The sequence below is a fragment of the Xanthomonas sacchari genome, from assembly GCF_040529065.1.
In the GTDB taxonomy this organism is placed as follows: Bacteria; Pseudomonadota; Gammaproteobacteria; order Xanthomonadales; family Xanthomonadaceae; genus Xanthomonas_A; species Xanthomonas_A sacchari.
Map to the genome: position 1 here is coordinate 3,942,813 of NZ_CP132343.1, position 12,204 is coordinate 3,955,016.

Consider the following 12,204-nt stretch of genomic DNA (forward strand, 5'->3'; position numbering starts at 1 on the left):
TGGCCCGCGTCTGCGCCGCCTTCTTGGCTGCGGCCTTGCGCACCGTCGCGCCCTTGGTCTGCGCAGCCTTCTTCGCCGCGGCCGAGCGGCTGCTGGCGCTGCGCTTCTTCGCCGCGCGCTTGGTCTGCGTCGACAGCGCCTCGCTGCCCACGGTCTTGCGCGCGGTCGTGCCCTTGCTGGCGGTCTTGAGCGCCTTCTTGGCACCGCGCGAGCGCGTCGGCGACGGTTTGTCCTGCTTGCCGCCCTTGGCCTCTTCCTGCGCAACCTTCTTCTTGGTGGTTTTCGACGCGGTCTTCGACGCACCGGTCTTGACCCCGGCGCGCCGCGCCTTGGACAGGCCGATGGCGATCGCCTGCTTGGTCGACTTCACCTCGGTCTTGCCCTCGCGCACGCGATCGATCTCCTCGCGCACGAATTCGCCGGCCTGGGTGGTGCCGGCCTTGCCTTCGCGCTTGGCGCGGCGCGCACGGGTGGTGGTGGATTGCTCCGGCATCGGTACATCTCCTGAAAGCGGCCATGACGGCCATCGGTTTCGGGTGTAGCAACGCCCAGGTCAAGAGCAGGCATACGACAGGCGAAGCGCGCGTGCACATGCCTGCACGCCAGCGACGCCGCGATCAGCCGTTGCGGCCGCACAGCGCCGGCGAATAGGTCTGGATGGCGCGCTGGATCGGCGCATGGCGCCCGTACATCAGCGTGCAGACCACCAGCACCGACGCGATGGCGTACACGCGCAGGCGCGCGGGCAACTGCGGCGCGCCGCGCCACTGCAGATAGCAGGCCGTGGTCACGGCCCCGACGATCACACCGACCGCGACCTCGGACAGGCTGTGCGCACGTGCATAGACGCGGGCGATGGCGATCACGCTGGCGATGGCGAATCCGCAGGCCACTGCCAATCGCGGCCGTGGACGCGCGCGCAGGCACAGCATGCACGCCATCGGCCACACGCAGGCGGCAAGCATGGTGTGCCCGCTGATCACCCGGAACTGCAGTGCGCGCAACTCCACGCCGCAGCCGGCGTAGAGGATCTTGGTCGCACCCACCAGCGCCGCAGCGGTCGCCAGCAGGCCCAGCCAGGTGCCGGCGGCGCGCCACCCGCTCCCACCAAGCGCCAGCCACATGGCGCAGGCGAGCGCGAGCGGCAGCGTCATCGCCGCGTCGCCGAAGTTGCTGATGGCAGACCACATGCTGGGAAAAACGTCCTTCGGCGTACGCGTCGTTTGGGAGCACCGACGCACTGCGCCGTGGCCGCCATGATACGGGTGATCCAGGAAGCGTGAGGAGCGCGGTGCGCAGCGCGCGACGGAGGCGCAAGCGTGGCGACGACAAGCACGGCCCCTGATCCAGCCGCCGCATCGCAATATGCGTCCCGGCGGCTTCCCGAGCCGCAGCCAGCCCCTCGTAGGAGCGGCTTCAGCCGCGACGAGCTTTACCGGGAACGCCCATCGCGGCTGAAGCCGCTTGTGTCAAATGAGGGTCTATCGTTGCAGGTGAGAGCGGAGTGCGGCAGGCCGTTTAGCCGTGGTGCCAGCAAGCACGAGTAGGAGTCAGCGCCGCCGCACCCCGTGTCTCCTGCCTCATCAGCCCGAACAGTTGCCCGAGTCGCGAGCTCGAACTCCACAAGCATGGGCGTCGGCAGGAGTGCTCTCGTGCCTGAGTCTACTGCGGAGAACGTCTATGCGACGCTATATCGGGATCGATGTATCCAAGGCCGAACTGGTCATTCATGTACTGCCGGACGAGCAGACCTGGACCCAACCCAATACGCCACAGGGGCAGCGTGCGCTGGCCCAACGCCTGGCCGAGTTGGGCTGCGAGCGGATCGTGCTGGAAGCCAGTGGCGGCTACGAACATGCCGTGCTGCAGGTGCTCCGAGAGGCGAACCTGCCGGCAGTGCGGATGGCCGCCGATCGTCCGCGCAAACTAGCCCAGGCCTTGGGCCTGCATGCCAAGACCGATGTCCTGGACGCGCGCCTGCTGGCCATCGCCGCCCAGCACATCCCGACCACCCTCACGCCCGTGGTGCCTGAGCACCAGCAATCTCTTCGCGAACTGCTGGACCTGCGTGCCACCCTGGTGGGCCAGCGCGATGTCCATCGGCGGCGCCTGGAGCACATCACCAGCGCCAAAGTGCAACACCGCTGCCGAGAGGTGATCGCCCTACTGAACCAGCAGATCCAGACGTTGACGCAGGAGATCGAGCAGCAGGGCAAGACCTGCTCGAGCCTACCCAAGGTGCCTGGGCTCGGCACGATCCTGCGCGCGGTTCTGGCCGCGCGGCTGCCAGAACTAGGCACGCTGCCGCCACGCAAGCTCGCTGCCCTGGTCGGGCTGGCCCCGTTCAATCACGACAGCGGCTGCTGGAAAGGCCAACGCCGCATCAAAGGCGGACGTGCCGACGTGCGGCGCGTGCTGTACATGGCCACCTGGGCCAGCATCCGTGCCAAATCCCCCTTGGCCAACACCTACGCGCGCCTGCGCGCAGCGGGCAAGCCGGCCAAGGTCGCCATCGTCGCCTGTATGCACAAGTTCCTGCGCTGGCTCAACGCCATCGTGCGCGATCACGCACCATATGCTCCTCCTGTCATCGCAGGTGCATGACAGTTGACTCCTACAGCACGTGCCGCAATCATCAGGCGCCCGGACACCACTTCTGCACGACACCCCGGATCCGTTCGCGCGCGACGCAAGCAACCCGCCGCACGCGCCCCTCAGCTCGCGCGTGCGGCGCGCCTCTCTGCGTCAGCCTGCGGCGCCGGCTCCCAGCCGAACACGCTGCGCCCGCCGTAGGCGTGCGATTGCGCGCGCTCCTCGGCGATGTAGTCCTCCACCGACGGGCCACGCGCGGTCGGTTCGAGCAGGCGCGCCTGCGCGTCCAGGCGGCGGATCGCCTCCAGCTTCTCCTCGCGGCCCAGCTTGGCCTGCGCCACCGCGGTCTTGAGCACGCCGATGGTGTGGTCGTAGACCCGCGTCGGCACCGGGAACGGATGCCGGTCCTTGCCGCCGTGGGCCAGCGAGAAACGCGCCGGGTCGCTGAAGCGGCACGGCGTGCCATGCAGTACCTCGGCCACCAGCGCCAGCGCGCGCACCGTGCGCGCACCGACGCCCGGCACCTGCAACAGATCCTGGAAATCGCGCGGGCCGCATTCGGCGGCGGCGGCCAGCGCCCCGTGCAGGCGCCGCACCACGACGTCGCTGCCGTGCACGTCGTGATGGTCTGGCAGCGACAGATGCGGCAGGTCCGCGGGGCGGCGCTCGGGCAGCGCAGCCGCTGCCGGCGCGAACAGGTCGCCGGTCTCGGCGAACAGCGCATCGGTGGCCTGCGTTTCGCATTGCCGCGGCGCAGCGCGGGCCGGCGCTGCGGCGACCGGTGCCGACGCCTGCGCGGCCTCCAGCGCGGCGTATTCGCGGGCGATGCGCTCCGGCGCCAGCGTCTGCAGCAGATCCACCTGCGCCGCGCGCGCCGCGGCGGCACGGTGATCGGCGAGATTGACGATGCGCCCCTGGCGCGGACCGTCGATGGCCGCATGCGGTGCATCGACGAAGCTGCTCAGGCCTTCCGACAGCCAGTGGTAGCGGCGCGCCTGCTTGCGCGCGCCGTGCATGCCCTGCTGCACTACCACCCAGCGCCCGTCGTCGCTGACGATGAAGCCGTGCAGGTACAGATCGAAGCCGTCCTGCACCGCGGCGCTGTCGACCTTGGCCACCAGGCGGCTGACCCGCGCCAGGTCCACGCCGTCCAGGCCGGTGCGCTCGCCCACCGCCTGCAGTTCGTCCGGCGTGGCCCGCGAATGCCGCCCGCGGCCGCCGCACACGTGGAGGCCCAGTTCGCCCGACAGCGGCGTCAGGCCGCGCTTGAGCGCACCCAGCACGCTGGTGGTGATACCGGAGGAATGCCAGTCCATGCCCATCACCGCGCCCAGCGACTGGAACCAGAAGGGATGCGCCAGCCGCCGCAGCAGTTCGTCGCGGCCGTAGCTGTGCACGATGGCCTGGCACATCACCGCGCCGAGCCGGGTCATGCGCGCACCCAGCCAGTGCGGCACGCGGCCACCGTGCAAGGGCAGGTCGGCGCTGCCGGAACGTCGGCTCATGGGGACTCCGGGAAGGGCGGTGCACCAGGGTAGCCAGTGCCGGTCTCAGCGCGCGAGCCTGGGGGCGAGCGCTGCCTGAGCGGTTCAGTACACGCAGGTGTGACCGCAGGCAACCGGCCAGGGGACACGCGGCAGAGGATCGACGCCGTTGTTGCGGCGACGTAGACTGCGCGCAGATGCATTCCGTTTCCTATGCTGCCTTGCAGCCCACCTGGCCCCGCCAGGGCCGTCACATCCTGGCGCACTTCGACGCCGATGCGATCGATGTCTACCAGGCCTATCGTCCCGCGATCGCGCAGTTCGCGGTGGCCCATCAACGCTTCGGCGGCGAGTTCAGCTACGACCGCATGAGCTGGATCAAGCCGAACTTCCTGTGGATGATGTACCGCGCCGGTTGGGCGCAGAAGCAAGGGCAGGAGCGGATCCTGGCGATCCGGCTGCCGCGCGCCTTCTTCGACGCGTTGCTGCGTGCCGCGGTCCCGTCGACGTTCGATCCGGCGCGCTTCGCCAGCCATGCCGCGTGGAAGGACGCGGTCCAGCAGTCCGACGTACGCCTGCAGTGGGACCCCGACCACGCGCCCGACGGCAGCGCGCTGCCGCGTCGCGCACTGCAACTGGGGCTGCGCGGCCAGGCGCTGCGCCAGTACGGCGAACGGCAGGCCATTTCGATCACCGACATCACCGATTTCGTGCACGCGCAGGCGCTGAACCTGCAGCGCGGCGAGGCGGCGCTGCAGGTGCCGCACGAACGGATCTACGTACCGCCGGCCAGCGCGGCGCAAAACGTCGGGCTGGACGACCAGTAGCCATCGTCGGCCGCTGCAGCGCACGCCCCAGGCGCGCAGGCGGGCTCGTCGACCGTCGTAGATACCGTCTTACCCCCTAGCAGGCAAGGCCCCTTTTCGGATCGAACGCCGTGCCCGACTTGAGAACCCCGTAGGCCAGGTGCAGGAGCTTGCGCATGGCGGCGCACACGATCTGCTTGCCGGCTTTGCCGCGTTCGCTCAGTCGCTGTTTCAGCGTCCGGATGATCGGGTTGTGGGTCATGGCCACCAGGGCCGGCATGAACAGGCCCGCGCGCAGGCGGGGCGAGCCGGTGCGCGAGATGCAGACGTGGCCTTTGCGCTCGCCCGACTGCTGCAGGCACGGATTCAGGCCCGCGAAGGCGGTCACCGCCGAGGCATCGGCGAAGCGCCTCACATCGCCAAGTTCGGCCAGCATCAAGGCCGCGCTGGTGTCGGCAATCCCCTGGATGCTCACCAGCAACTCGCGCTGCCCACGCAAGGTCGGATCCTGGTCGATATGGTCATCGATGGCCTGCTCGATCTGGGCGATGTGGTGTTGCAGATCGGCCAGATGGACCTGGATCGAGTCCTTTACCTGGGCCGGAGCGACCTCCAGCCGGTTGCGCTCCATCTGCAGCATCTGTTGCAGGTCCTGGCGCCGGCGCACCAGCGCTTTGAGCTGCTTGAGCGCCGGCGGATCAGGGTGCCAACGGCGTAACTGTTCGCGGTGACGCAAGGCATAGCTGGCGATCAGCTTGGCATCGCTGCGATCAGTCTTGACCCGGCTGAGCTGGCTGCGTGCGTACGCGGCCGTCTGCGCCGGGTTGAGCACGCACACCCGATAGCCGCGTGCGTGGAGGAACTCGGCCAGCGCCTGGTGGTAGGTGCCGGTGGCCTCCATGGCGATCCAGCTATCGGGCTGCGCATGCGTCTGCAGCCATGCCTGCAGGGCCTGGAAGCCCTTGGCATCGTTGGACAACTTGGCCTTGGTACGGTGCTTGCCATTGGTCAGATCGATGGCCACATCGAAACTGCGTTTGGCGACGTCGATGCCGATGACGGGAGACATACGCGATTCCTCCATCGTGTCAGGGTCATGATCGGCGCTGGGCCCGGTCCTGCCTTGTCGATGCGAGTTCACGCCCGGGGGCGGACTCTGGATACCGTTCGGACACACAAGGGCCAGCATGTAGAGGGCGGAGCCGATCTACGATGCAAGCTCGAAGCTTTAGGAGCGACTGGACCTCCCACACCTCCTCCGATGATCAGTCGGAAGACATGACGCCTGTTTAGGGGCGACATGTCCAGATACAAGGAGCGGCTTCAGCCGCGACCCGTCATCGGCCCCAGGTCGCGGCTGAAGCCGCTCCTACGTGGGATTTACATCAGGCGACAGGCACTCACTGCAGCAGCCCGATCACCCCGCCAACTCCGCCGCCAGAAACGGCGCGGTTCGACTGTCGGCCTGCTGCGCCACCACAGCTGGCACACCCGCCGCCACGACCTTGCCGCCCGCGCCGCCCGCACCCGGCCCCATGTCGATGATCCAGTCGCTGGCCGCGGCCAAGCGCATGTCGTGCTCCACCGCCACCACCGTGTTGCCAGCCTCCACCAGCCCGTGCAATTGCCGCAGCAGCGTGTCCACATCGGCCGGGTGCAGGCCGGTGGTGGGTTCGTCCAGCACGTACACGGTGCCGCGACGCTGCGCACGCTGCAGCTCGCTGGCCAGCTTGATGCGCTGCGCCTCGCCGCCGGACAGCTCGGTGGCCGGCTGGCCCAGCCGCAGATAGCCCAGGCCCACCTCCACCAGCACCTGCAGCGGCCGCGCGATCGCCGCATCGTCGGCAAAGAAGTCCAGCGCCTGCGCCACGGTCATGCGCAGCACCTGGGCGATGTTCTGGCCACGCAGTTCGATCTCCAGCGTCTTGGCGTTGTAGCGCGCGCCATGGCAGGTCGGGCACGGCGCATATACGCTGGGCATGAACAGCAGTTCCACGCTCACCGCGCCCTCGCCTTCGCAGGTGTCGCAACGGCCCTTGGCCACGTTGAAGGAAAAACGCCCGGCGTCGTACTTGCGCTTGCGCGCCGCCGGCGTGGCGGCGAAGCGCTTGCGCACGTGATCGAACAGGCCGGTGTAGGTCGCCAGGTTGGAGCGCGGGGTGCGCCCGATCGGCGCCTGGTCCACCTGCACCAGCCGCCGCACATGCTGCAGGCCGTCGGCGATGTAGCCGTCGGTGGCGACGCGCGCACCGCGCTCCAGCGGATCCAGTTCCTCTTCCTCCTCAGCCGGCGCCTGCCCCAGTTGCGTGCCCAGCAACTCCACCAGCGCCTGGCTGACCAGCGAGGACTTGCCCGAGCCGGACACGCCGGTGACGGTGGTGAACACGCCCAATGGGATGTCGACGTCCAGCGCGACCACGTTGTTGCGGGTGACCTCGCGCAACTGCAGCCATGCCTCCGGCGTGCGCGGCGCATGCGCATGCGCAGCGGCCTGCGGTTCGGCGAACAGGTAGCGACGCGTGGACGACGCCTGCACCTGCGCAAGTCCGGCCGGCGGCCCGCTGTACAGCACCTGCCCGCCATGCTCGCCAGCCCCCGGGCCGACATCGACGATCCAGTCGGCGTGGCGGATCACGTCGATCTCGTGCTCGACCACGAACAGCGAATTGCCCGCGCCCTTGAGTTGGTCCAGCGCACCCAGCAGCGCCTGCGTGTCGGCCGGATGCAGGCCCGCCGACGGCTCGTCCATCACGTAGACCACGCCGAACAGCTGCGAGCGGATCTGCGTGGCCAGGCGCAGCCGCTGCAGTTCGCCGGGCGACAGCGTCGGCGTGCTGCGCTCCAGGGTCAGATAGCCCAGGCCCAGCGCCTCCACCACCTGGATCCGCGCCAGCAGATCCTGGGCGATGCGCTGCGCGGCCAGCGCCTGCTCGGGATGCCGTGAGCGGCCTTGCAGGCGTCCTTCCGCCGCGGGCCGCAACAGGTCGGCCACCTCGCCGAGCGGGCGCTGCGACAGTGCGCCGATGTCCAGCCCGGCGAAGGTCACCGACAGCGCCTCACGGCGCAGCCGCTTGCCGTCGCAACTGGGGCATGCGGTGCTGATCAGGTACTGCGCCACGCGCTTCTTGATCAGCGCGCTCTGCGTGGTGGCGAAGGTGTGCAGCACATAACGGCGCGCGCTGCTGAAGGTGCCCATGTACGCCGGCTCCTGCTTGCGTTTGAGCGCGCGCTGGGTCTCGGCCAGGGTGAAGCCGGGATACACCGGCACGGTCGGCTGTTCGTCGGTGTACAGGATCCAGTCACGGGTCTTCTTCGGCAATTTCGCCCACGGCACGTCGACGTCGTGGCCGAGCGTGGTGAGGATGTCGCGCAGGTTCTGCCCGTGCCAAGCCGGCGGCCACGCCGCCACCGCACGCTCGCGGATGCTCAGCGAACGGTCCAGCACCATCGACGCCTCGGTGGCGTCGTAGATGCGCCCCAGCCCGTGGCAGGTGGGACAGGCGCCGGCCGGGGTGTTCGGCGAGAAACCGTCGGCATGGATGATGCCCTGTCCCGGCGGATAGGTGCCGGCGCGCGAATACAGCATGCGCAAGGAGTTGGAGATGGTGGTGACGCTGCCCACCGACGAGCGCGTGCTCGGCGCGCCGCGATGCTGCTGCAGCGCCACCGCTGGCGGCAGGCCATCGATGGCGTCGACGTCGGCCACGCCGGCCTGGTCGATCAGGCGCCGCGCATACGGCGAGATCGAATCCAGATAACGCCGCTGCGCCTCGGCGAACAGCGTGCCGAACGCCAGCGACGACTTGCCGGAACCGGACACCCCCGTGAACACCACCAGCGCATTGCGCGGCAGTTCCACGTCCACGTCCTTGAGGTTGTGCTCGCGCGCACCGCGGACGCGCACGAAGCCGGAAGCGGCGAAAGCGGGAGGGGTGGACATGGGCAGGACCGGCAACGCGAAGGAGCGCGCAAGCTTAGCCGGTCGGCCGACATGGACGTGTCGCGGCCACCGCGCTGCAGCGCGCTCGGTCGGTCGTCGGCGAAGGCGCAGCGTCGCCGGTGACGCAGGTCTCAGCTCAACGCGGGCGCCGTCAGCGTATCGGCATCTTCAGCGCGCACGGCCAGCGCCTGCATCCGCGTCACCGCGCTGGAGAAGGCGCGCAGCACCGCCACGCCGCGTTCGGCGTAGATCGCATGCAGCGCCTGGTAGTACCACAGCGTGCCGTCGCGGCCGGCGGTGAAGCGCTCGAACACTGCGATGCCGACGTCGGGGTCTTCCAGGTCGGCGACGATGCTGCGCGCGTTGTAGAGCTTGTCGCAGGCCGACACCAGCAGCACCGCGTCCGGGGCCTCGGCCAGGTGCGCCAGGTACGCCTGCTTGCGGATGCGCCAGTCGCGGCGCCTGGCCGGAACGTCTGCGGGCACCGCCTTGCGCTCGGCCGTGGCATCGGTGCACGCCATCACCATGTCCGCCACCGCCTCGCCGAACTGCGCGCGGATCACCGCCTCATGGCCGGCGCCGCAATCCTCCACCACATCGTGCAGAAGCGCCGCGATCGCCTGGTCCTCGTCGCCGCCGGCCTCCAGCACCAGCGTCGACACGCCCAGCACATGACTCAGATACGGCACCGTGCCGCCCTTGCGGAACTGGCCGGCGTGGGCGATGCGCGCGTAGTCGACGGCGCGCGCGTAACGTTCGGTGAGAGCAGTCATGCGGCGATCCTGACGGAACAGGCCGGCATTATCGCCAAACTTGCCGACGTGAGCGCGTGGAGACGCGCGTGGCCAAGGCGCTGTTCAAGCCGCGGGTGCGGGCATTGCGTGCGTGATCGGCCGATAGCCCGCATAGACGCAGGCTGCTGCGTCGCCCTGCCCTGGTCGAAGCTCCTTCCCCGCTTACACTTGCCTGCTTCCCTATTACCGCAACGCCCGCACATGGACGTCCGTCATCTCGACCAGCACGCCCCGGAGCTGCCGCAGATCGCCGTCTGGTACCACGCGGCCTGGGGCCGCGAGGCGGGCTTCTCGCTGGACGACGAAGTGCGCCAGCTCCAGCGCGCCCCGGATGCGCACGGCCTGCCGCGCGTGCTGGCGGCCTTCGACGGCCCTGAACTGATCGCCGCCGTGCAGCTGAAATACCGGGAAATGGACGCCTTCCCGCAATATCCGTACTGGTTGGGCGGCATGTACGTCGCCGATCCCTACCGCGGACGCGGCATCGCTGGCCGCCTGCTTGCCCATGCCTTGGCCGACGCCGCGAAGTTGGGCCTGGGCGCCCTGCACCTGCAGACCGAGCATCTGGACGGCGGCCTGTACGCCCGCCACGGCTGGCAGCCCGTGCAGGAAGCCGATTCCTACGGCACCCGCGTGTTGCTGATGGTCCGCCAGGTCGGCTGAGCCAACGCCAGCGGGACCGCGGCGTCTGCACATTACTTTTCCCCCGCGCCGCGTTAACGTGGCGCTTGGAAAGATAGGGCGTCAGCCACCAACCGACCGCTCGATCACAGACACGCATGAACGCAGCGCCGAGGATGCAACCCACCATGATCACCGACACCGCCCACGCCGTGGACGACACCGCCACCGACAGCGCCCCGACCCCGCCCGCGCGCCGTGCCGCCATCTCCGGCCGCGCCGCCGCGCACAGCGTGTACCGCTCGCCGCTGTCCGCCGATAACGCCGACGCCGACGCGGAGGCGCTGCGCCTGCGCGAACAACGCGCCAAGCGCGCGGCGCAGGTGGCCGCGGTCGGTACCGTCGCCGCCCTGGCCGCCGTGGCGCTGATTGCCTGGCGGCGCGCGCGGCGCTGACCGCGCAACAGCACACAGCGCATTCGGCAGCATGCGCCGAGCAGGAAGCTCGCCGCAGCCCACGCAAGGAACGTCCTCATGACGCCATGGCACCGCATCGCCCAATTCGCCGGCCTGGCGCTGGTCGCCAGCGCCTGCAGCATGTCCGCCGCCGTCCGCAAGACGCCCATGGCCTCGGCGGTGCTGCGCGTCCCGGCCGACCTGCCCAACCAGCGCCTGTTCGACTGCGCCGAATCCAGCATCGCCACCCTGTCCGAGACCAGCAGCTCCTGGCCCAAGGTCACCCGCGAAGATTCGGCGCAAGGCATCCTGGAATCGGGCGACTTCCCCGAAGCGAACCGCAGCGGTTTTCGCCTGCGCCTGGAGCGGCCGCCGGGCGCGAGCCAGGCCAAACTCGCCCTCAAGGGTGCCGGCGCCTATTTCGTCGACCTGGGCGTCGACCAGGCGATGCAGGATCTCAAGACCGCACTGGATCGCTGCGTCGCCACGCAGCCGCTGTGAGCCTGAATAGGACACAGCAGTTCTGACCCCGCGCCATCACAGCGGCCAAGGAAGGACACGACCATGCCCAATTACGCCATCGAAGCCCGCTCGCTCGGCGTCATCGGCATCGCCGGCCACGCCTTCTGGGTGCTGCGCGACGAACACGGCCAGGCCGTGGCGGAACTGCACGGCCTGGCCACCGACCGCCAGACCGGCCAGGCCATCCCCATCGGCACCGACGCGGCCCGGCACTCGCTGCGCGCCTGGCATTACCCGCACGATCCTGCCTATGCCCGCTCCATCGGCGAAAAGGTCGACAGCACCACCTACATCCGCGACGACCAACCGGCGCGCACGGTCGCCACCGGCGACAAGCACGAGATCCTGGAGCGCTGGAACACCGCGGTGCGCGCCATGCCGGAACTCAACGCGCAGGACCGCGACTATCCGAACTACGGCTTCAAGGTCTTCGGCGAGACCGTCAACAGCAACTCCGCCTACCGCACCTTCGGCGAGCTGATGGACGTGTCGGTGCGGGGTTTCCCTGGACGCCTCGAACCCAGCATCGGCAACCGGATGCTGTCGCCGGAACGCACCGAGGAACTGCGGTATCACGCACCGGGCAAACAGGAAGGGCAGATACGGCCGATGGCGCACGCGCTCTGAACTGACGGTAGTGAGCGAGGCACCAACGCCAGATAGAGATCTGTAAAGACCGGCTATCGCCGTGTCTTTCGCGAGTAAGACGACTGCTGCAGCCCCGGCCACGAGATCTCGCGCAGCACTAGCTCCACCTGCTCGGCCAGCAGCTCCATGCACGCCGACAACTCGCCAGTCCGCGCGATCGCCGCGATCTCGCGTTCCTCGTCCGCGCTTCGCGGGCGCGCCAGCCGTGCCAGGAACCGAATGTGCTCGCCCAACCGCACCAACCGGAACTGACTCTCCTCCGGCAGAAAATAGCCCGTAGCCTCGAAATCCACGTTGTCATCCGACATCGCCGCCGCCTCCATCCGTGAAGTTGCCCACCCG

General features: G+C 69.1%; 12 protein-coding genes and 1 pseudogene. 6 read left to right on the forward strand and 7 right to left on the reverse strand.

What is annotated here, in order from left to right:
* Positions 1 to 4: 4 nt before the first annotated feature.
* Both RAB71_RS16590 and RAB71_RS16595 read right to left on the reverse strand, forming a co-directional pair.
* Positions 5 to 493 (reverse strand): annotated as a pseudogene (locus tag RAB71_RS16590) (DUF6496 domain-containing protein); the annotation flags it as partial.
* A 124-nt stretch (positions 494 to 617) separates the two neighbouring features.
* Complete coding sequence (locus RAB71_RS16595) at positions 618 to 1,190, reverse strand: phosphatase PAP2 family protein (RefSeq protein ID WP_010340271.1); 573 nt, start codon at positions 1,188 to 1,190, stop codon at positions 618 to 620.
* A gap of 490 nt (positions 1,191 to 1,680) precedes the next feature.
* Between RAB71_RS16595 and RAB71_RS16600 the strand changes: the two genes are divergently transcribed.
* Entirely contained in the window at positions 1,681 to 2,604 is a 924-nt protein-coding gene (locus tag RAB71_RS16600) for a transposase (RefSeq protein ID WP_104609622.1), read from the forward strand.
* Positions 2,605 to 2,714: 110 nt separating this feature from the next.
* Here RAB71_RS16600 and RAB71_RS16605 read toward each other — a convergent pair whose 3' ends face one another.
* Positions 2,715 to 4,097, reverse strand: coding sequence for a DUF763 domain-containing protein (locus RAB71_RS16605; protein WP_010342153.1), 1,383 nt, complete (start codon positions 4,095 to 4,097; stop codon positions 2,715 to 2,717).
* 176 nt (positions 4,098 to 4,273) lie between these two features.
* Between RAB71_RS16605 and RAB71_RS16610 the strand changes: the two genes are divergently transcribed.
* Positions 4,274 to 4,903 (forward strand): DUF4291 domain-containing protein, encoded by a 630-nt coding sequence (locus RAB71_RS16610; protein WP_010342154.1) that lies wholly within the window; start codon positions 4,274 to 4,276, stop codon positions 4,901 to 4,903.
* A gap of 76 nt (positions 4,904 to 4,979) precedes the next feature.
* Here RAB71_RS16610 and RAB71_RS16615 read toward each other — a convergent pair whose 3' ends face one another.
* The 3 genes from RAB71_RS16615 to RAB71_RS16625 all read right to left on the reverse strand — a co-directional run bounded on the left by RAB71_RS16615 (position 4,980) and on the right by RAB71_RS16625 (position 9,595).
* Positions 4,980 to 5,951 carry an IS110 family transposase gene (locus RAB71_RS16615; RefSeq protein WP_353940059.1) on the reverse strand — a complete coding sequence of 324 codons (972 nt, stop codon included), beginning with the start codon at positions 5,949 to 5,951 and terminating at the stop codon, positions 4,980 to 4,982.
* Between the two features lie 348 nt (positions 5,952 to 6,299).
* Positions 6,300 to 8,822, reverse strand: coding sequence for an excinuclease ABC subunit UvrA (locus tag RAB71_RS16620; RefSeq protein ID WP_029561683.1), 2,523 nt, complete (start codon positions 8,820 to 8,822; stop codon positions 6,300 to 6,302).
* 131 nt (positions 8,823 to 8,953) lie between these two features.
* Positions 8,954 to 9,595, reverse strand: coding sequence for an HD domain-containing protein (locus RAB71_RS16625; protein ID WP_010340095.1), 642 nt, complete (start codon positions 9,593 to 9,595; stop codon positions 8,954 to 8,956).
* 222 nt (positions 9,596 to 9,817) lie between these two features.
* Between RAB71_RS16625 and RAB71_RS16630 the strand changes: the two genes are divergently transcribed.
* The 4 genes from RAB71_RS16630 to RAB71_RS16645 all read left to right on the forward strand — a co-directional run bounded on the left by RAB71_RS16630 (position 9,818) and on the right by RAB71_RS16645 (position 11,841).
* A complete protein-coding gene (locus RAB71_RS16630; protein WP_010340096.1) occupies positions 9,818 to 10,279 on the forward strand; it encodes a GNAT family N-acetyltransferase in 462 nt (153 codons plus the stop codon).
* Positions 10,280 to 10,425: 146 nt separating this feature from the next.
* Positions 10,426 to 10,692 (forward strand): hypothetical protein, encoded by a 267-nt coding sequence (locus tag RAB71_RS16635; protein ID WP_234006537.1) that lies wholly within the window; start codon positions 10,426 to 10,428, stop codon positions 10,690 to 10,692.
* A gap of 78 nt (positions 10,693 to 10,770) precedes the next feature.
* A complete protein-coding gene (locus RAB71_RS16640; protein ID WP_010340098.1) occupies positions 10,771 to 11,193 on the forward strand; it encodes a hypothetical protein in 423 nt (140 codons plus the stop codon).
* Positions 11,194 to 11,256: 63 nt separating this feature from the next.
* The gene (locus RAB71_RS16645; RefSeq protein WP_010340099.1) at positions 11,257 to 11,841 is read left to right on the forward strand and encodes a hypothetical protein; all 585 of its coding nucleotides are present in this window, start codon (positions 11,257 to 11,259) and stop codon (positions 11,839 to 11,841) included.
* A 53-nt stretch (positions 11,842 to 11,894) separates the two neighbouring features.
* Here RAB71_RS16645 and RAB71_RS16650 read toward each other — a convergent pair whose 3' ends face one another.
* Positions 11,895 to 12,170 carry an XAC0095 family protein gene (locus RAB71_RS16650; protein WP_234006536.1) on the reverse strand — a complete coding sequence of 92 codons (276 nt, stop codon included), beginning with the start codon at positions 12,168 to 12,170 and terminating at the stop codon, positions 11,895 to 11,897.
* Between the last annotated feature and the right edge of the window lie 34 nt (positions 12,171 to 12,204).